This is a genomic window from Neiella marina (assembly GCF_002165625.1).
Classification (GTDB): Bacteria; Pseudomonadota; Gammaproteobacteria; order Enterobacterales; family Neiellaceae; genus Neiella; species Neiella marina.
In genome coordinates this window covers 1-20837 of record NZ_NGNS01000016.1, presented here as the reverse complement: position 1 = coordinate 20837, position 20837 = coordinate 1, and the positions used below count along the sequence as shown (strand labels likewise).

General features: G+C 49.6%; 17 protein-coding genes. 10 read left to right on the top strand and 7 right to left on the bottom strand.

Annotated features, from left to right (window positions below):
• Positions 1 to 25 precede the first annotated feature (25 nt).
• Positions 26 to 595, top strand: a complete 570-nt coding sequence (locus CBE68_RS12440; protein WP_087506422.1) for a DUF4136 domain-containing protein — start codon at positions 26 to 28, stop codon at positions 593 to 595.
• Positions 596 to 677: 82 nt separating this feature from the next.
• Here CBE68_RS12440 and hemL read toward each other — a convergent pair whose 3' ends face one another.
• The 3 genes from hemL to CBE68_RS12425 form a co-directional block, all read right to left on the bottom strand.
• Positions 678 to 1970, bottom strand: coding sequence for a glutamate-1-semialdehyde 2,1-aminomutase (gene hemL, locus CBE68_RS12435; protein WP_087506421.1), 1293 nt, complete (start codon positions 1968 to 1970; stop codon positions 678 to 680).
• A gap of 154 nt (positions 1971 to 2124) precedes the next feature.
• Complete coding sequence (locus CBE68_RS12430) at positions 2125 to 3345, bottom strand: GGDEF domain-containing protein (protein WP_158100597.1); 1221 nt, start codon at positions 3343 to 3345, stop codon at positions 2125 to 2127.
• A gap of 206 nt (positions 3346 to 3551) precedes the next feature.
• Entirely contained in the window at positions 3552 to 5183 is a 1632-nt protein-coding gene (locus CBE68_RS12425; protein ID WP_087506419.1) for a chloride channel protein, read from the bottom strand.
• 50 nt (positions 5184 to 5233) lie between these two features.
• Here CBE68_RS12425 and CBE68_RS12420 point away from each other — a divergent pair, with 50 nt between their 5' ends.
• From CBE68_RS12420 to CBE68_RS12390, 7 genes are all read left to right on the top strand, one after another.
• A complete protein-coding gene (locus CBE68_RS12420) occupies positions 5234 to 5971 on the top strand; it encodes a DUF6776 family protein (RefSeq protein ID WP_087506418.1) in 738 nt (245 codons plus the stop codon).
• Between the two features lie 106 nt (positions 5972 to 6077).
• Entirely contained in the window at positions 6078 to 6428 is a 351-nt protein-coding gene (gene erpA, locus CBE68_RS12415) for an iron-sulfur cluster insertion protein ErpA (protein ID WP_087506417.1), read from the top strand.
• Between the two features lie 207 nt (positions 6429 to 6635).
• A complete protein-coding gene (locus CBE68_RS12410) occupies positions 6636 to 7721 on the top strand; it encodes an efflux RND transporter periplasmic adaptor subunit (RefSeq protein ID WP_087506416.1) in 1086 nt (361 codons plus the stop codon).
• 9 nt (positions 7722 to 7730) lie between these two features.
• Positions 7731 to 10883 carry an efflux RND transporter permease subunit gene (locus CBE68_RS12405; protein ID WP_087506415.1) on the top strand — a complete coding sequence of 1051 codons (3153 nt, stop codon included), beginning with the start codon at positions 7731 to 7733 and terminating at the stop codon, positions 10881 to 10883.
• Positions 10884 to 11060: 177 nt separating this feature from the next.
• The gene (locus CBE68_RS12400) at positions 11061 to 11897 is read left to right on the top strand and encodes a 23S rRNA (adenine(2030)-N(6))-methyltransferase RlmJ (RefSeq protein WP_087506414.1); all 837 of its coding nucleotides are present in this window, start codon (positions 11061 to 11063) and stop codon (positions 11895 to 11897) included.
• Positions 11898 to 11961: 64 nt separating this feature from the next.
• Positions 11962 to 12756, top strand: coding sequence for a sulfotransferase family protein (locus CBE68_RS12395; protein ID WP_087506413.1), 795 nt, complete (start codon positions 11962 to 11964; stop codon positions 12754 to 12756).
• 50 nt (positions 12757 to 12806) lie between these two features.
• Positions 12807 to 13649: a CPBP family intramembrane glutamic endopeptidase gene (locus tag CBE68_RS12390; RefSeq protein ID WP_158100596.1), complete on the top strand. Its 843-nt coding sequence runs from the start codon at positions 12807 to 12809 to the stop codon at positions 13647 to 13649.
• Between the two features lie 23 nt (positions 13650 to 13672).
• Here the strand turns inward: CBE68_RS12390 and CBE68_RS12385 are convergent, their stop codons facing one another.
• The gene (locus CBE68_RS12385) at positions 13673 to 14554 is read right to left on the bottom strand and encodes a substrate-binding domain-containing protein (protein ID WP_087506411.1); all 882 of its coding nucleotides are present in this window, start codon (positions 14552 to 14554) and stop codon (positions 13673 to 13675) included.
• A 171-nt stretch (positions 14555 to 14725) separates the two neighbouring features.
• Complete coding sequence (locus CBE68_RS12380; protein WP_087506410.1) at positions 14726 to 15841, bottom strand: helix-turn-helix domain-containing protein; 1116 nt, start codon at positions 15839 to 15841, stop codon at positions 14726 to 14728.
• A 194-nt stretch (positions 15842 to 16035) separates the two neighbouring features.
• On the opposite strand from CBE68_RS12380, the gene CBE68_RS12375 reads away from it, so the two are divergent.
• Complete coding sequence (locus CBE68_RS12375; protein ID WP_229744728.1) at positions 16036 to 16863, top strand: DUF2306 domain-containing protein; 828 nt, start codon at positions 16036 to 16038, stop codon at positions 16861 to 16863.
• Positions 16864 to 16871: 8 nt separating this feature from the next.
• Here the strand turns inward: CBE68_RS12375 and CBE68_RS12370 are convergent, their stop codons facing one another.
• Positions 16872 to 17981, bottom strand: a complete 1110-nt coding sequence (locus CBE68_RS12370; protein WP_087506409.1) for an anhydro-N-acetylmuramic acid kinase — start codon at positions 17979 to 17981, stop codon at positions 16872 to 16874.
• A gap of 8 nt (positions 17982 to 17989) precedes the next feature.
• Entirely contained in the window at positions 17990 to 19300 is a 1311-nt protein-coding gene (locus tag CBE68_RS12365; RefSeq protein WP_087506489.1) for a peptidoglycan DD-metalloendopeptidase family protein, read from the bottom strand.
• Between the two features lie 196 nt (positions 19301 to 19496).
• Between CBE68_RS12365 and tyrS the strand changes: the two genes are divergently transcribed.
• Entirely contained in the window at positions 19497 to 20696 is a 1200-nt protein-coding gene (tyrS, locus tag CBE68_RS12360; RefSeq protein ID WP_087506408.1) for a tyrosine--tRNA ligase, read from the top strand.
• Positions 20697 to 20837 lie beyond the last annotated feature (141 nt).

Below are 20837 nucleotides of genomic sequence, written 5' to 3'. Positions count from 1 at the left end.
ATTATTTACAGTGGAGGCCTTTTGCATGAAACGCGTGACCCATTGTTGGACCGTGATGCTGGCCAGCCTAATGTTGATTCTCACAGGCTGCGCTTCAACCCCTAGAGTCGATTCTGACTATGCTGATGGTTTTAACTTCGCCCATCTGAAGTCATTTCATTTAGTGCCAATTAATAACAGCACATATGCTGGTCAGCCTGGCGCCAGTTTGACCGAGCAACGCATTGAAGAATCGATCAAGCGTAACTTAGGTAATCGAGGGATGACCGAAGTGCCGGCCGAGCAAGCTGATATTCTGGTGTCTTACCACGTGACGAGTCAGGACAAAACTCAAATCCGCACATACAACACTCGCTACAACTACCACAGAAGCTATCACAACCGCGCTTGGGATTATGGTTGGGGCAATGACATTGATGTCCGCCAGTTCACTGAAGGACAGCTACTCATCGACTTAGTCGACCCAGCCAGCAATCATGTGGTTTGGCGAGGAATTGGTACCAAGCGGCTAAAGCGGTCGACCACTCAGGATGAACGCATCGAAACGATCAACGAATACGTCGATGCTATGTTCATGCAAGTGCCAGGCTGGTAGACCAACCGAGTTCTGAACTACGAATAAAAACGGCGAGAGTTTAGTCTCGCCGTTGTTTCGTTTGTTTGGCTAATGGACTGGATTAGCTTTGCGCTGCGAGTGTCGCAAATGCTTTGGCGGCAGCGGCAATGGTTTTATCTAGGTCTTGCTGGCTATGAGCGTAGGAAACAAAACCGGCTTCATAAGCGGATGGGGCCAAGTAAACACCCTCGTTCAGCATCAAGTGGAAGAATTTCTTGAAGCGCTCGACATCGCATTGAGTCGCTTGCTCGAAGCTAGTGACTTGCTCTGCTTCTGTGAAGAAGTAACCAAACATGCCGCCAACGGTCACTGTTGCCAATGATATGCCAGCCTCTTTGGCTGCTGAGCTGAAGCCCGCCATTAGGTACTCTGCTTTTTCGGCGATGGTTTGATGTATCTCAGCAGGTTGAATAAGCGTCAAGGTTGCCAAGCCTGCGGCCATCGCTACAGGGTTACCCGACAAAGTTCCGGCTTGGTAGACCGGTCCGGTTGGCGCAATATGATCCATGATTGCCGCCTTACCACCAAATGCCCCTACGGGCATACCGCCGCCAATAATTTTACCGAGCGTGGTTAAATCAGGGGTAACACCATAAAGCGCTTGAGCACCGCCGAGAGCAACGCGGAAACCTGTCATCACTTCATCAAAAATCAGTACGCTGCCAAATTGGTCACAGATGTCCCGCAAACCCTGCAGGAAGCCATCAACTGGCGGAATACAGTTCATGTTGCCAGCAACTGGTTCAACAATGATTGCCGCGATATCTTCGCCACATTCGGCAAACACTGCTTTTACTTCGTCAATATTGTTAAAACTGACGGTTACTGTGTGCTTTGCCAAGTCGGCAGGTACGCCCGGCGATGTTGGTTCGCCCATGGTTAACATGCCAGAGCCAGCTTTCACCAGCAGGCTATCGGAGTGGCCATGATAGCACCCTTCAAACTTAAGCAATTTATTGCGTCCGGTGTAGCCACGAGCCAGTCGAATGGCACTCATTGTTGCTTCGGTTCCGGAGTTTACCATGCGCACTTTTTCCATCGCCGGCATGATGCTTTGAATGGTCTCCGCCATGGTGACTTCAGCTGCCGTAGGAGCACCGTAGCTAAGTCCTTGCTGCACGGCGTCGACCACAGCCTGACGAATAGCAGGATGGTTGTGTCCCATGATCATTGGGCCCCATGAACCGACATAGTCGACATAGTCGTTGCCATCAACATCATAGAGGTAAGCACCATCCGCTCGCTCGATAAATACCGGGGTGCCACCAACGCCATTAAAGGCACGCACAGGCGAATTCACGCCACCGGGTATAGTCTGACAAGCTTGTTGATAGAGTTGTTGCGAACGGCTCATGAAGCGGTCTCCGAAGATGATGATAATTTGCTGAGGCTGCGTATGCTTGAATCTGCTAGGGCCCCGTTATTGGCGCCTCACTATATCAAACCAAACGCAAAATGCATGAGTGATTTATTCGAGCGCTAAGCTTGCCTGTATTGAGGCACTGAAGCTAATCCAACCCCGTTACTGAAACCATGTCACGACCGCGGTCTTTTGAGAAATAGAGCGCCTTGTCGGCTCGATTGACAAAGTCAGTGAACGGCTCGCCGGCATAGTATTCGCTGACACCAAAGCTTGCCGTAACTTTCAAGCCATTTGGCCACTCTGTTAGGCGGATGGCATTGCGAATCTTGTTCGCCATTAATTCAGCTGATTGCAGTTCGGTTTGCGGACAGAAAATCGCAAATTCTTCACCGCCCCATCGAACCAATAAGTCTTGGTGGCGAATCTGTTCTCGACAAAGTTTGGCCAGTTGCACCAATACGTTATCGCCAACATCGTGACTATGACTATCGTTTATCGCTTTAAAGTGGTCGAGGTCAAAAAAGATCAGTGATAAGCGATCGTCGTGGTCAATGACTCGGTTTACCCAATTCGGCACGCGCTCTCGCAGTACTCCGCGATTATAAAGGCCGGTCAGCGGGTCGCGTTGAGAAGCTTGTTGATAAGTTTTCGACTGCAAGTGCAATGCTTCATTGATTTGCTGTAGTTGATTGGTTTTGGCAAGAGTCGCCGATAGTTGCCGTTTGGTAGTGCGTACATGGCTCCATCCGAGGATACAGGCAAACAAAATCCACATACCTATGATCAACAAGTAAAACTGCCTAGGTGGAAACCACTTACCCTGCAATTCAATCCGCTCCAACTTGATCTTATAGCGACCTGGCGGTGCATTGCTGCCGGTACCGAGTTCCAGTGTCAGTACGTTGTCCAGTTCGGCAACTGAATCAAGCAAACCTTTGTTGTTTTTGGTTAGCCACCACGGAGCAGGGCGAAACAACTCCAGCGGTACCGTTATGTCGTTGTCGTAGCGTGTCGGTTCATAGGTGACCATGTGGTACTTGCGGTGATCGTCAGCAAGTTCAGTTTTGTCCATACTGACTGATGATATCAGATAGGCACGAAGTTGTGGCTTGGGGCCATCAATACTGGCTTTGAAGCGAATGGTTTCATAGCTGGCGATGTCAACTCCGTTGCTGGATACACTCAAGTCGAAGCTCATTCGACAGTAAGGCCAAGCATAAGCAGAATTGTCCAGCTCGCAATCAAGCTCCAAAATACCATTCGAAGTACCTAGCGAGGCAGTTGATGCGCCACCAAGATAGCTTTGATCTGAGCTTACCGCCATGGGGTGGCCGCTGTTGATATCGATGACCAAGTGTTTATTCATCAACAAATCGTAACTAACGATGAGCGCGCTGGAGGTGACAACAAGAGAGAGCAAATACCAATGGAGAGATTTCATACTGCTTGGGGTGAAGCTCGAACTACGATGATAAGCCGATTATAACGAGTTATTAATTTTCGTATGTGATTGAAGTTTACCTTTGCTGTGAAAACTAATGATTGATTATGACTCAGTTAGTTTAGGTTCAGTTAAGCCACTTCTTTGTGCATGTATTCAGCAAGCATTGGCCAAGTGATGATGCCCAGTAGCTGCTCGCGGCGATCGCCATAGACATACACTGCGCCTTTGCGGACCCGTCGCAAACGCTGATAGGCAATCGCTAACGACGCTTGCTGGTCAATACCTTCCATCCTGAGTCGTTCACCATTGTCTGGATCAATATAGAATAGTCGATCATGCGCTTCGCCTTTTTCCTTGGCTAACACAAGCCCTTTCACCGAGCCCATGTCATCAATGTCACTAAGCCATTGATAGTTTGTTTCCATAATCGCCAGAGCCCCGGTTTTTTGCAGGCTCAATACCACAGGCGATTGTTCGTACGTCATGCCCTGCATCTGCATTTGCTGGACGAACATTGATGGTTTATTGAAGATCTGACCGACCATCAATTGTGCCGGAATCATCACCAGCATGGCCGGTACGACGACGCCCGGACTATTGGTTAACTCTGCGATTGCCACCATTGCTGCCATCGGCGCATGCAATGAAGCGGCCATCATGCTGCCCATACCAATGATGATAAACATCGGCGTCAGGGCAGGGTCCCAATCCAAGTACGGTCTCAACAGCGTTAGGAAACACCCTGTTGCAAGGGCTCCCATAGCGTATAACGGACCAATAATCCCGCCTGGAATACCAAGCCCAAGAGCAACCGAACATGCCACTAACTTGCCAACAAACAATGCTGCAATCAGCTCAAAAGTCAGACTGCCATCGAGCTGCCGGATCACTGCCTCTGACTCAGTCATGTTTAGTTCTGGCACGAACCAAGCAATGGCGCAGGTGACGGTACCGGCAATTGTCAGACGGTAGGTTAGCGGCAGTCGATAACTGGCTTGAGTTACCCCACCGAGCATGGCGGCAAATAACACCGACAATAGCCCAAGAACAATACCGAGCAACACCAAGCTTCCAGCGATTTTCCAATCCATCGCAGGGAACTGTTCTAGGGTAACGTCTAAGCTATGACCTAGATCGAGCTGGTGATGCACAATCGCGCCGCAAGCCGCCGCCAACAGCACTGGCAGCACCATGTGCATTTTGTACTCTTTTAATACCACCTCCATTACGAAGACTACGGCGGCCAATGGCGTGTTAAAGGTCGCCGCAATGCCGGCAGCGATTCCGCTGGCGGATAGCACTCGAGTGGCGTTGTTTGGTAGCTTTAGCCACCACCCGACTAAGCCACTTCCGGCAGCGCCTAAGTGAACAGCTGGGCCCTCGCGGCCGACAACAAAGCCGCTCGCCAACGCGATGCTGGCACCAATAAATTGGTTGATGGTGTTCTTCAGCGGCATGGAGCCGTTGTGAGTGCGGATTCGATAGATCACGAACGGAATACCCAGACGGTAGTACTGCAAGCCTAGGGATATCGCTATCAACAGAATAATAGCGACGCCAACGAGCGGTAAGGCGTGCTCTAGCGGCGGGAGTTCGACGGTGAGTTGAGCAAATAGCTCTTTCAGAAAGCGAATAAAGCCGATAAACAATACAATTAGCACGGATGCACAAAAGCCGCCGATAAGGCCCAGTAGCGTCAGCTGCCAGCTTACCCTTGGCACAGCGAGGCGGTATCGCAATAGGTGCAGTAGCTTGTTCATCCTGATTTCAGCTATCAAGTCGCGTTTGGATTGAATATGATAGACATTCTATGTTGATTCTTAAGCAGTTACATCATTTGATTAAGAGAATATTGGCGCTGGAAGTTTTCCGAACCGGGCGCGTAACCTTGTTGCTGGTGATGGCCTTTTGCGTCATGGCCGGTTTTGTTGCGGGTCGATTTGGTCATGATCTAGAGATTCAAAAACGCCAAGAAGCCGAGCGCCAAGTCGAATTGGCAGAGTTACATCTTCAGGAAAATCAAAAGATTACCTCTAGTAAGGACATCTCGTTGAGAATGGTCAATGCTGAGCTCACTTGGTTGCAAGAAGAGATCAAGCGACTCGGCGATGAAAAGCTGGCGCTCACTGAGGAGCTCAACCTATACCGCAAAGTGTTTCGCGATGGAGATTCTAATGATGTGATGGCGATCGACACAGTGACATTGCTCAACACCAATGCCGCCAATGTGTTTCGTTTTCGCATCACGCTGATTCAATTGGGTCGCTTCGATCGACCAGTTAAGGGTGAGTTGTCGATGTCGTTGTTGGGGATCCGCTCGGAGCAGCCGGTGCAGTTTGATACTTGGGCCTTGGTCTCAGCGCCTGACAAGGCCAGCTTGCAATTTAGTTTTAGATATCTGACGACCATAGAGGGCATTATTCAAGTGCCAGATGATGTTGTTCCCGAACAACTTGAATTGCAAACTAAGCTCAGCAGTATGCCACGCAGCAAGAGCACGGTGACGGCGACTTATGAGTGGCGCGATATCGTTCAGGCGGATTACTAATCGCTAGGTATTGTCATCGCAACAAGTGTGACTGAGCGCAAGTTAATACTTGAATAAAATACTCGGGTATTGGATAATCGCGCGGTAATGTATGAGTGAGGTTTGTATGTCCCAACCTGAAGTTGCAGCGTTGCCGATTCAGTTTTCTGATGCCGCCGCGCAAAAAGTGAAAACGCTAATTGCCGAAGAAGAGAATCCTGAACTCAAGCTGCGGGTTTACGTCACCGGTGGCGGTTGTTCTGGTTTCCAGTACGGCTTCACTTTTGACGAAAAGGTTAATGACGGCGATACCACTATCGACAAAGAAGACGTCACCCTAGTGATTGATCCAATGAGCTTGCAGTATCTTATTGGCGGTATCGTTGATTACACCGAGGGCCTTGAGGGTTCACGTTTTTTCGTTAATAACCCAAATGCAACAACCACTTGTGGTTGCGGTGCGTCATTCTCGGTATAACGACATACGCGCTGCCCTAGAGCTCAAACCCTATCTGCATCGTACCTGCTGACTTGTTGTGGCAGGTCCATCCCACCTCATTCCTTGTTTCAACCTTCATAACTCGTAACATTTTTACATCCACATTTACTTTAAGGTCTTTTACGATACCGAGGTCGAAATAAATCCCGGCCCATTTCTTCGTTTTGGCCGGACAAGGAATGCGTCATGTCGAAACTCTCTCAAGGCCTACAAGTGTTGTCTGCCAAGCCATGGATCTTAGCCGTCACTATTAGTGTGTTGCTGGTGGCTTGGATGGCTAGTGGCTCCGCCAACAATGAGGCTCCACAAGCTCAAACTGAACAGCCGAGCCTGTTGCCTAAAGTGCAAGTGGAGCGGATGCAAACCTCACCCGTAACTCGAGCCATTACCTTATACGGCCGCACCGAGCCGAATCGTGAAGCTACTTTGCGAGCAGAGACCGAAGGCCGAGTGGTTGAAATTCTGGCCGTCCGTGGTGCATCGGTTAAAGCGGGCCAGCCGCTGGTTCGTTTAGCGATGAATGATCGTGAGCAGCGCCTAAACCAAGCCAAAGCGGAATTTGCTCAACGTCAGATTGAATATCAAGGCGCCAAAAAGTTGAGTTCGCAAGGATTCTCTGGCCGTGCTCGGTTGGCCGAGGCGCAAGCCCAGCTTGAGCAGGCCAAAGCCGCAGTGGCTCGTTTGCAGCTGGAAATTAACCACACCATTATCAACGCGCCGTTTGATGGCATTTTGAATGAGCGGATGGTGGAAGTAGGCGATTACTTGGGCGTTGGCGACCCCGTTGCCATGGTGTATGACATTGATCCGCTGATTATCCGAGCTGATGCTGGTCAGCATGATATTTCTCAGTTGCAAGTTGGCCAACATGGTCAAGCTCGTTTTGTTAACGGTAATTTACAGCAAGGCACTATCCGCTACTTATCGAAAGTAGCCGATGCCGCTACCAATACATTCCGCGTCGAGCTGACGTTGGACAATGCCGATGCAAAAATGTATGCAGGATTAAGCACTGAGCTTGAATTACCGCTGGCGACTGTCAATGCCATTCAAGTGACACCGGCTTTGTTGGCTTTGGATGAAGATGGCAACCTAGGTATCAAGTCGGTCGATGACGATGTGGTGCGTTTTACTCCGATTGAGCTGGTTAAAGCGGATAATGACGGTGTTTGGTTGTCCGGTTTTGGTGATTCGGTCTCTGTGATCACTATGGGGCAGGGATTTGTTCGTCCCGGTGACCAAGTCATCCCCGTTTACAAAGAAGCGAAATAAGGAACAGCCATGCTTGCACTTATTGAAGCTTCACTGAATCGCACTCGCACCGTCATGATGGTGTTAGTGTTGGTACTGATCGCCGGTATTTCGACCTATGTGTCGATTCCGAAAGAATCTAACCCAGATATTCTGATTCCCTACATTTATGTGTCGATGACTCATGACGGCATCAGCCCAGAGGATGCTGAACGCATGCTGGTGCGGCCAATGGAAAACGAGCTGCGTTCCATTGAAGGGGTCAAGGAAATGACTGCGCGAGCCGGCGAAGGTCATGCCTCTGTTACGCTAGAATTTCTTGCCGGTACCGATCCCAAAGAAGCATTGGCCGACGTCCGCGATAAAGTGACGCTAGCGAAAGCTAAATTGCCAAGTGAAACTGAAGAACCGTCAGTTCACGAAGTTAAAATGGCAGAAGAGAACCCCGCTATCACAATAATGCTTGCCGGCCCCGTGCCAGAGCGCGCATTGATTCAGCTCGCTCGCGATGTCCAAGACCGACTTGAAAGCTTGCCAGAAGTTCTGGAAGTGAAAATTGGTGGCGATCGCGAAGACATTGTTGAAATCATCGTCGATCCATTATTGATGGAAAGCTACGACCTTGACCAAGGCGATATTGCCAGCTTGGTGTCTCGTAATAACCGTCTGGTTGCTGCTGGTACCATGGACACTGGCAAGGGTAGCTTTGCCGTTAAGGTGCCATCGGTATTTGAAAGCGTTCGCGACGTCATGGAAATGCCGATCAAGGTCGATGGCGATAAGGTCATTACGTTTGCCGACGTTGCGACAGTGCGTCGGGCCTATAAAGATCCGAGCACCTTTGCTCGCTTAAATGGTCAGCCAACGGTATCACTAGAAGTGGTCAAGCGGCCTGGCGAAAACATCATTGAAACCGTCAATAAAACTAAAGCACTGATCGCTGAACAGCAGAAAATTTGGCCAGCAAATGTTGAAGTGGCTTACACCGGCGACCGTTCCGAAGACGTTAAAGAAATGCTCAATGATCTGCAAAACAATGTTCTTTCGGCCATTTTGCTGGTGGTCATTGTCATTGTTGCGGTGCTTGGATTGCGCAGTGCAGGTCTAGTTGGCGTCGCTATTCCCGGCTCATTTCTGACTGGTATTTTGGTACTGGCGATCATGGGTTTTACCGTCAATATTGTGGTGTTATTTGCCTTGATTATGGCCGTTGGTATGTTGGTGGACGGTGCCATTGTCGTCACCGAATATGCCGATCGTTGCATGAGCGAAGGGTTGCCGCGGAAGCAGGCTTACCTGCAAGCAGCAAAGCGTATGGCGTGGCCGATTACCGCTTCTACCGCAACGACCCTCGCTGCCTTCGCTCCGCTAATCTTTTGGCCAGGAATGATGGGCGAATTCATGAAATATCTGCCTATCACCCTTATCGCCACGCTTTCTGCCAGCTTGTTTATGGCGCTCATCTTCGTCCCTGCGCTGGGCTCGATGATTGGCAAAAGCCGGCCAGTAAGTGCTGAGGCGAAAAAGCAACTAATGCTGGCCGAACAGGGCGATGTGTCGGCCATTAAAGGCTTTACCGGCACTTATTTACGTACTCTGTCGGGCGCCATCAAACGGCCGGTATGGGTACTAGTTGGCTCTATCTTGTTTGCCATCGGCGTTGGCGTTGCTTACATCATGTCTAATCTTGGTGCTGAGTTTTTTCCTGATGTTGAACCGTCTGGTGCCAATGTTCATATCCGCTCCCATGGTGATTTGTCGGTCTATGAAAAAGACACCATCATGCGCGAGATTGAACAGCGCATGGTTGATATGGGCGAGATCGAAACCCTATATACCCTGACTGGTAACAATGGCGAAATAGGTTATTTTCGGATTAATTTGATTGACTGGGATCAGCGCCGTACAGCTAACACTATTATCGATGAAATTCGCGCCTCGACCGCCGATATCGCAGGCGTCGAAATCGAGATCCGTAAGGATGAAAACGGCCCCGGCGGCGGCAAAGATCTACGTTTGCAGCTCAGTTCTCGATTCCCCGATTTAGTCAATGACGCCGTACGCACGGTGCGCCATGCGTTAGCGGAGAATGGCAGCTTCACCAACATTGATGATGATGGTAGTAAACCCGGTATTGAGTGGCAGTTAAAAGTTGATCGCTCCGATGCTGCGCGCTTTGGTGCTGATGTCACCACTCTCGGTGCGACGGTGCAAATGGTCACCAATGGCCTCAAGTTGGGCGAATACCGCCCTGATGATGTCGATGATGAACTAGACATTCGGGTGCGTTTCCCAGAAGAGAAACGTCACTTAGGGCGGTTGGATGAACTTCGAGTGCGGACCTATGCCGGTCAGGTACCGATCACCAACTTTGTTCAACGTACTCCGGAGAAGAAGCTCGATACCATCCGTCGTGTCGATGGTAAGCGAGTGGTGACAGTTAGTGCCGACCTGATCCCCGGCGCGCTGCTCAATCTTGAGCTTCCGAAGCTGCAAGAGCAGCTGCCAAATCTTGGCATTGATCCTCGCGTGCATATTGAAGTGAAGGGCCAGAATGAAGAGCAAGATGAGTCATCGGCATTCTTGCAAAATGCCTTTATGGTGGCGCTATTTGTCATGGCCATTATTTTGGTCACCCAGTTCAATAGTTTCTATCAAGCGTTTTTGATTCTCAGTGCTGTGGTGTTCTCTACCGTCGGTGTGTTGCTCGGTCTGCTGATATTCCAAAAACCTTTTGGCATCGTGATGTCGGGCATTGGCGTGATTGCGCTGGCAGGCATTGTCGTCAACAACAATATTGTGTTGATCGATACCTTTAACGTGTTGCGCCGCCAAGGCATGAGCGCTCGCGAAGCAATTCTGCGCACTGGTGCGCAGCGTCTTAGGCCAGTGTTGATGACCACGGTAACGACGATTCTAGGTTTGCTACCTATGGTGTTGGAAGTGAACATCGATTTGATGGCTCGAACCATCCAGCATGGCGCTCCGTCTACTCAGTGGTGGTCGCAACTGGCCACCGCGGTTGCTGGCGGCTTGGCCTTTGCGACGGTTCTGACATTGGTTTTGACGCCGTGTCTGCTGATGATCGGCGCCAATGTCAGTGGGTTCTTCAATCGCCGTCGTCGCGTTGCTGAGCCGGAGAAACCCAACGCCGAGATAGAGGATATTCACTCGGCAGCATAATCAAATCATTTCAAGCTTAAGCGACGCAGTATTCGGCTTGAATTGGTCGCGCAGGCATCGGCCTGCTCCCTCGAGACCGATATTTGGGGCGCCCGCAGGCGCCTCTTTTTTTGTAACCACCAATCCAAGTAGGATTGGTATAAAATAAGCCCGCTTCTTGGTCATTTAGGACTCCTCATGCTGAGTTATCGTCACTCCTTTCATGCTGGCAACTTTGCCGATGTGCTCAAACACATCGTATTGGTTGAAATCATTCAGTACTTGCAGCAAAAACCAAAACCGCTGGATTACATTGATACGCATTCAGGGGCTGGGTTGTACAACCTAAATGCTGACACTGCCAACAAGCTCAGCGAACACTTAGGGGGTATCGGCAAACTAGATGCCAATGATTACCCTGAAGTGAGTCGCTATTTTGAATTGGTACAGCAATGTGACCCAAGTGGTGAGCTTAGTTTTTATCCGGGCTCGCCGTTGTTGGCTAAACAAATGCTCCGCCAGGATGACAAGTCCTGGTTAACCGAATTGCACCCGAAAGACTATCAGCACTTGTTGAATAACATGGGTAGCGATCGCCGGATTCGAGTGAGTCAGGAAGACGGCCTCAAGCGTCTGATGGGCTTGTTACCACCACAAAGCCGCCGCGCCTTAGTGTTGATTGACCCTTCCTATGAAATCAAAACTGAGTACCAACAAGTGTTTGATGCCATTGCCAAAGGCTACAAAAAGTTCGCCACTGGCGTTTATGCGCTTTGGTATCCGGTGGTTGAACGGGCACGAATTGATCGACTTGATCAACAGTTCATTGATAGTGGCATTCGCAATATTCAACGTTTTGAGCTCGGTGTTTCGGCCGATTCTGACGAAAAGGGCATGACCTCATCAGGCATGTACGTTGTCAATCCACCATGGAAGTTGATGGCAACTATGGAAGCTATTTTGCCGCGTTTAGCCGAAGCGGTGTCAGTCGATAATTCGCTGCACTACAGATGCCAAACCCTTGTTGCTGAATGATTTTGCTTTCAGCGCATCAATCCGATAGATTTTGGGCCGATTGTATTGCCCCTGAGAAAGCCTTATGCCGTTATCGACTCGCCTGAAAGTGGCCTGGCGTTTAGCCAGTAATCAAGTGACCCAGCAGCGTGTATCCTTTGTTGTTGCTGGAGCACAAAAGAGCGGAACCACCGCACTGGATCAGTACTTGCGTCGTCATCAAGGCTTGGCGATGCCGGACAAAAAAGAAGTGCACTTTTTCGACAACAGCCGTTTGTTTGCCAACGGTGAACCAAACTATCGCAAGTATCATGCGTTCTACCCCTCCAATTGCGCGGGTCGTTTGATGGGCGATGTCACTCCGGCGTACATGTACCTGCCAGACTGTATGCCGCGGATCCATCGCTATAACCCTGACATCAAGGTCATTGCGGTGCTCCGCAATCCTATCGAGCGAGCATACTCGCATTGGAATATGGAGCGCCATCGGGGGCGTGAAAAGCTACCGTTTGTTCAGGCGATGGCCGAAGAAGCTGAGCGTATTCAACTCAGTCGCGGCAGTTCACGCAAGTATTCTTACGTTGATCGGGGCTTCTACAGCCAGCAAATTGAGCGCATCTGGCAGCTGTTTCCAAAGCAGCAAACCTTGTTTCTACGCCACGATGAGCTGCTGACGGACCCAACTACCACAGTCAATCAGATCTATCGGTTTTTGGCGATTGAAGAGTTGCCGCATACTGAGAAGAAAGATGTTCACAGCCGACCTTACGTGAGCAAGATCAGCGCCGATGAAAAGCAGCAGTTGCGTTCGATTTTTGCTGCAGAGATAACTAAGTTAGAGAACTTGCTCGGTTGGCAACTGGATAGCTGGCGGGATTAATATTTAACTACCCGATGGAATTGGAGTTCCATCGCAAGGAGATATACATCATGGAAGATGACTGCGCTTTCCCATTGAAATCGCGTTACGTGTTTTTGGCGTTGCTATTCGCCTCGATCATTTTTGTTATCTTGTCCGCCAGCTTGAACTTGCATTTGTATTGGCAAGGCGCAGCGGATGGCATGTTGTTTTATTTGGTTGCAGGCATGTTATTGGCCGCATTAATTGTGTGGCGCAGCATACCTTTAATGGCGGCTATGCAAGACCCGTCTTGGACCGATTATATTGCTGGATTTAAGCTCTCTTTGTTCAGTGTGCTATTTAGCATTGCTGCCGTTTACGTATTTTACTATCCGCTGTCATTTTGGTTGCCAGATTGGGTTTCGAATCAATTGCTTGAAGGCCCCGATATCACTTATGACTATCGTGATGGTGATAGCTTTGTCCCAAATACCCTTAGTTTTGCTGCGATCGTAGTACTTGCGCCTATTGTCGAAGAGATTGTTTTCCGATTTTTATTGCTGCACCGATGGGCAGATAAATGGGGGGGATTGGGAGCGGCAATTGGTTCATCAGTTCTGTTTGCCGGATTACACACCGATGTCATTGGTAGCCTAATGTTTGGCCTTTGTATGTGTGCCTTGTATATCAAAACCGGTACTCTTTTTGCCCCCATTTTTTGCCACATGTGCAATAACTTATTGGCTTGGCTTTACTCTTACGGTGCCATGGTGCTGTCCGATTTGGACCAGCCCTATACACTGCAAGATTTTCAGTCTGAGTGGTACATTGGTGTGACATGTGGTGTCATTGCGCTCGCTTGGGCGTATCGGTTTTTGTCGCAACAACCTGCTTATACATCGATTCTTAGCGAGCAGTTGCCAATGCGCTAATGGTCAGATGATAGCAGTGATTTTCAATTGACTAGTTTGCTCGAAACTTCCGGGTGCTGGTAGTTATCTCTGTTGATAAATATCGCTGGAATGTCGGTGGTTTCTGAGATTGGCTTTTCTAAACGAATGCGATGGAGCGCTTTTGTTGCTTGATAGCCCATCAAGTAGGGATCTTGCACCATAAAGCCAGCGAGCTTGCCGTTGGCCATTGAGTCAACAATGTATTTATTGCTATCGAAACCAATATGCACAGGCCGCTGTTCGTTGCCAATTGCGTCCAAGCTGGCGATGGTTGCTACTGTGGTGTTTTCATTGGGACTAAAGATGGCATCAATATCTGGATGTTGCTGCAGTAGCTCAGTGATTTTGCTGCGAGATTCACCCACTTTAGTGCCCACTAGCTCGTTGAATACAATGTCTAAGTCCATGGTTTCAGCGGTGCCAACGAAGCCATCAACTCGGGCGGTAACTGCTTTATCTAACTCATGAGTTCTTAACACGCCGATAGTTGCTTGCGGTGGCGTCAATTGGGCTATTTTCATCGCCACTAATTTGCCAGCGTGATGATTGTTGGTTTTCAACACTGCGCGCCGTTCGCCACCGATATCTCGGTCGATAAAAACCGTCGGAATACCGATTGCATCGAACTCAGCGACGAGGTCGAGTAAAGCGTCAGAACTGGGCGCAAGAAGAAAGCCTGAGCAGCCTTGTTGGCGAATGGATTTCATGATCAGCACTTGAGCTTTATCGTTTCGCTCATCGGCGATGCCGCGGGTAACAATGGTCATATCGAGTTCGTCGGCAGCGGCTTGCGCACCTTTCACTACTTGATGCCAATAATGGGCTCCGCCGCCAGCGGTTACTACGCCATAGCAATTCGCTTGAGTGCAAGCACTGAAAAGCATGGTAATTGCTACTAGTAGGCAATAAAGCTGGGGTGATAACGTCCGTTTATCTAACAATTGGAATTAAAAAAGGTTGTGGCGACACTGCAAGTTAGTCGCAGAGTCACCTGAATGTAAAGAAACAAGCGGCTGATTTGCCATTTTGTTTGATATCTCAGCGGCGTTGTCGGTTTACGCTGATTGTGCGCTTGCCATGCTTGTTGCTCGGTATTGACCTGGGGTCAGCCCGGTAAACTGCTTAAATGCGCGAGTGAATGGGCCAACCGAAGCGAAGCCGCTCTCTAATCCAACAATCAGTACAGGCCAGTCTTTGGTCGCAGGGTCGGCTAGTAAACTGCGAGCGTGTTCGACTCGCAGCTGATTGACAAAATGATTGAAGTTCTTGGCTTGAAAATGCTGTTTCAGAATTCGGCTCACCCGGTATTCGGAAACATCAAGGGCTCGGGCAACATCTGCCACTTTCAAATTCGATTGACGATACTGACGCTGGATACAGCGATTGACTTGCTCGGCTAGCTCCATATCAAGCGCAGTGGTCGTGATACTAGTTTGGCAAGCGCTACTTGCTTCATTGCTTGCTGGTGCAGGGGAGCGATGAGAGCACTGTTTGACGATTGGGCCGGTGTTGCTGCTTCGCCATGTTATCAATATCTGCGTCAATAGCATGACCATCACAGTAACCACGGCAATCACCGCTTGCACTATGTCGGGCTGGTTGGCATGAGTGACCGCAACTGTTTTGGTAATGGCAATGGCTGCGGCAAGGCTCACGAGGAAAGTCAGGCGCTGTATACAGTCTTTTCGGTTGTTGCGATCAAAGCCTCGTATTCCTTCCCAAACCGCCATGATCAACACAAATGAAGAGAGCAGTGTGATGAGCTCTCGCAAAATGCCATTAAAGACATCGTCAAATCGCAGACTAAATTGCCAGAAGCTATCGATAAAGAGATAGCCTTGCTTGGCCATCATCAAGGCCCCGAGAGCAACAGCGAAGCCAACATGATGCAACTTAATCGGCGTTGATGTTCTGAACAGGGAACGTGCGAGCAGCCAATAAATATTGCAGGTCGCACAGGCACCCATACCAATAAGGTATTGGTAGGCGCCAACGCTATCGCCAGTGAGTTTCTGTGCGCTTGATAGCGCCACTGAGCCACAAAACACCGCAAACAATAGGTGAGTGGTGGTTTTACGACTGACAACAGCCTGAGCAAGCAGTAATGCCAAAGCAGTCGCAAGTACCAAGTATTGCAGCGTCATTGCCTCTATTAGCGGTTGCTCTGGCATGTCAGTTCATCGTTGTGGTATCGAGTTTATGAAGTTAGCAGCAGCTATCTGAGGTAATCAAGTTCAGCTTTGCAACAAAACACTTCGGCGTGGCGAAAATACGTCGATTTTTATGCGCCGAATTTTAAATTCGGTGCGAATTGGAGCGACGTTTTACTCATAGTTTTCACTTTCAGTTGATTGGAGTGATTGCTGTGTTTACATCTGTTTTGGGCTTGCCTAGTGCGACTTTGCACAACGCCAAAAAGGCCTTAGATATAAGTGTCAAAAGTTGGTTTGCCATTGCCCTGGCAGGGCAATGGGCGTTCGCATTTTATGTCTTTGCCATATACGCCTTGACGATGGTATTTGGCTTTGACGTTGCTGAGTTTAGCCCGGCTCCGGGAGTTAAAAATACCGAGGGCTTTGATCGATTGGTGTTGTTTGCTCATATCCTGCCGTCGATTTACTTGTCGTTGTTTGGCATTTTCCAGTTGGTTCCGAGTATCCGAAATCGATTCAAAGGATTTCATAGCTGGAACGGCCGGCTGTTTCTTGTGCTTGGCATGTCGGGGGCATTGACGGGGCTGTATTTGCAGTGGGTCAAGGGGCTCACCTTCAGCCAAGGGGTCACCTTAAATGGCTTGCTGATTCTGGTGGCTGTTGGTTTTGCCTGGTATCACGCCGTTAACAAACGCTTCGACCTACACATGCGGTGGGCCATTCATAGCTTTATTCTGATTAACGGTGTTTGGAGTTTTCGTTTGTACCTGATGGGCTGGTATCTGGTTAATCAGGGACCAAATGGCAACACTCAAAATGTCGATGGGCCGATGGATATCTTTCTGTCATTCGCTTGCTATCTGTTACCCATGGCCATTGTTGAGATTTATTTCTGGGCCAAAAAACAGAGCTCAAGCAGCACTGTGTGGAGCGGTGCGGCGGTGATGACTGGTGGCGCTGTGATCACTTTGATTGGCGTGGGTGCAGCAATCATGCTGATGTGGGCACCAAGAATTGGCAAGCTACTTGGCGCCATTTAGCAAGCATATTAGCTGGCTGGATAAAGGCAACCCAACAACCGTGGTCCTTTAGCTCCTGTTACTTTTGGCACGTTGGCGGGGATGCGCTGTTCAAAACAATGGGCCAGCCAAGCAAAACAAACTGCTTCAACCCAGTCGGGATCGAGTCCAAGAGCTGCGGTGGTGTCAACGGTGTGGGAGGGCATGGCTTGTGCCAGCGAACGCATGATTAATCCGTTATGGGCGCCACCGCCACAGATGTAGACATTGCACTTGCCTCTTGCTAAAGGGCGGATTGCATCGGCAATGCTATGAACGGTTAGGGCATGTAATGTTGCCTGGGCATCGGCTGATGCGATTGGCTTAGCATCGCCCATATAGTCCTTTAACCAATGGACATTGAAATACTCGCGACCAGTGCTTTTGGGGGCGGGGCGGTGGAAGTAGGCATCAGTCATCAGGTTGGCTAACAATTCCTGATCAATATTGCCCGAGGCACCCCAGTCGCCATTGTCGTCATAAGATTGGCCGGTATGAAGTTGGCACCAACTATCAATCAATGTATTGCCAGGTCCGGTATCAAAGCCAAAGATATGATCGCTATTGGCTGGCAGATAAGTCAGATTGGCGATGCCGCCAATATTAACAATAATGGTCGGCTCTTCTCGTTTACCTAGCAACCAAGAGTGAAATGCTGGCACTAATGGCGCGCCTTGGCCGCCTGCTGCCATATCGGCGCTGCGGAAGTCTGCCACCGTGTCGATGCCGGTCTTCTCGGCAATGATCGACGCATCGCCAAGTTGCAGGGTAAATCGATGATCGAGATCGGGCCGATGGCGCACAGTTTGGCCATGACTGCCAATGGCGCTCACTTCGCTTGCTGCGATGCCTGCTTTATCAAGCAATTGATTGATCGCGTCAGCGCTACATTCACCAAGCCATTGGTGAGCACGGCCGTAAGAATCGAGATCATCAGAGCCCGGATCGCATAGTCGCTGACAAAGGGTATTTAGGGTATCAGGCAGGGAATAAGTATGGGCGGCAACCAGCTCGAGCTGGTGGTCACCAAAACGGACTAATGCCACGTCCAGCCCATCCATGCTGGTCCCTGTCATTAGTCCGATATAGTAATTGCTCATTTCATCAATCAGTCATTGCTGGCATTCATAGCCAGGAGAATGCGTTGATTGGAATCTAGCTGATGACCTATTTGTTTCGCAAGGTTCAAGAACGACTGACGTTCTTTTTTGGCAATGGCTTGTGATTGCGGCAATTTCACCGTGCGTGGGTTGCGGTGCACACCATTGACTAAGAACTCATAGTGCAAGTGAGGTCCGGTGACGCGACCCGTGGCACCCACGGTACCAATGGTTTTGCCCTGACGCACTCGCTGGCCAGTCTTGACGTAACGTTTGTGCAAATGAAGATATTTGGTGACGTACTTTTCGCCGTGTTTAATAAACACATAGTTACCATTAAGGCGACTGTAACCCGACTTCATGACTTTACCATCACCAGCGGCAACCACAGGTGTGCCTGTCTTGGCGGCGTAATCAATACCGCGATGCGGTCTGACTTTACCGGTCACAGGATGAAGGCGACGGGGGTTGAAGCTGGAACTGATGTATTTGAAGTTAACCGGGGCACGCAAGAACGCTTTGCGCATGGCATGACCGTCTAGCGAGTAATAATTGCCATCGGTGTGGCGAATCGCTCGGTGACGCTCACCCTGATTGACAAACTCGGCGCCGATAATATCGCCGTAACCGGCAAACTCGCCATCAAGATAACGAGTCTCGTAGATGACGGTGAAGCTATCGCCTTTGCGAATATCAAGGGCAAAGTCGATATCCCAGCCAAAGATATTGGCCAGCGCCATGATTAAATTGGGAGTCATGCCAGATTCAATACCGGCATTCCAGAAGTTACTCTCAATGGTGGCGCCAGCATAGTCGCTGCGCAGTTCGAATTCTTTTTCTACCGTACGAGCGTCAAAGCCGCCGTCAACCACATCGACATACAGGGTCTTTTCTTCGCTGATGGCATAAGCCAGTTGCTGCAAATTACCGTCGCTATTTCTGGCAAAGCTAATTTGGTCGCCTGGGTGAATTCTTTTCAACGCGGCGACAGGTTTGCCGAGTTGCATGATTTGGTGAAGGGTTTTGGCCGACAGTCCGGCGCGGCTAAATAACTTCGCTAAGCTGTCGCCTGATTTTACCGTTTCTACTTGCCAGTTGAGTTGTTCAGCTGCTTCGGCGGCTTGCGCAGCAGCTTGCGATGCTTGCAGATCGAGAGGAAGGGGATAGCGCTTGTTAAGCTCTAGCTGCCAGGGCGCATCCGCGGTGCGCGTGGCTTTGGCCTGTTCCGAAGGCCAAATTAATCCCAGCAAAATGAAAAATACACACATCCCTAACAGCCAACGATGACTGTTTGGCATGCGGTGCAATACCCGCGTCATTGTACAACTACTCTTTGTTTGTATGTGATTTAAATAAGCGCTTGCTTGTTCAAATAAAGACTTCATTGAAACAAGAAATACACATCAAAGGTCAACAATCCCTTGGCCTACAGTGCTACTTGATACTTATATTGACTGTATTTTTCAAGTACAATCCGTCCGCTTTGACGTATTCATCTAAAAAAAGGGGCGATTCATGACCGACTTGCAAACCGCACTTGCTGAGATTAAAAGGGGTGCAGAGGAAATTCTGGTCGAAGACGAACTGGTTGAAAAACTAAAATTAGATCGCCCATTGATCGTCAAGTTAGGTGCCGATCCAACCGCACCAGATATCCACTTAGGTCACACTGTCATCCTCACCAAGTTGCGCCAATTTCAACAACTCGGTCATCAAGTGGTGTTCCTGATTGGTGACTTCACTGGCATGGTCGGTGACCCAACCGGTAAAAACTCTACTCGTCCACCGCTGACTAAAGAGCAAGTACTTGCTAACGCTGAAACCTACAAAGAGCAGGTTTTCAAAATTCTCGATCCTGAGAAAACACGCGTTGTATTCAACTCTGAGTGGTTAGCTGAGCTGGGTGCAGAAGGCATGATCCGATTGGCGGCGAAACAAACCGTTGCCCGTATGCTTGAGCGTGATGACTTTAAAAAGCGTTACACCGGTGGCCAGCCGATTGCGATTCATGAATTCATGTATCCGTTGCTGCAAGGTTATGACTCCGTGGCACTAAATGCTGACATTGAGCTTGGTGGTACCGATCAGAAATTCAACTTGCTGATGGGCCGTGAACTGCAAAAAGATGCCGGACAAAAGCCTCAGGTAGTGCTGACAATGCCGCTGTTGGAAGGTTTGGACGGTGTTAAGAAAATGTCCAAGTCAGCTAATAATTACATTGGTATTTCTGAACCAGCTGATGAGATGTTCGGCAAAATCATGTCGATCTCAGATGACTTGATGTGGCGTTACTACCAACTGCTGAGCTACCGTCCGCTGGCTGAAATTGAACAGCTTAAAGCCGATGTTGAAGCAGGTAAAAACCCACGTGACGTCAAAATTGCGTTGGCCAAGGAAATCATTGCTCGGTTCCACGATCAAGCCGCAGCAGATGGCGCTGAGCAGGCGTTTATCGCGCGCTTCCAAAAAGGCGCTATTCCAGACGATATTGCTGAAGTAACAGTGAATGCTGTTGACGGCGAAATCGGCATGGCAAACTTGCTCAAAGATGCGGGTTTGGTGGCTTCGACCTCTGAAGCTATGCGCATGGTGAAACAAGGTGCGGTGAAGCAAGACGGTGAGAAAGTTGCTGACGCCAAGCAAACCGTTGCGACTGGCACAACGGCGGTATTCCAAGTTGGCAAGCGCCGCTTCGCCAAGGTGACTGTCGCTTAATTGCAGTCTTGTCGATTTTAGAAAGCCCGCTTCGAGCGCAATGCTGTTCACTTAAGAGGGGCGGCATTGCGGTTTACCGGATAACGGGTCTTGGATATTTTCACCGCCCTAGGCCTTGACGGCCTAGGGCGTTTCTCTATG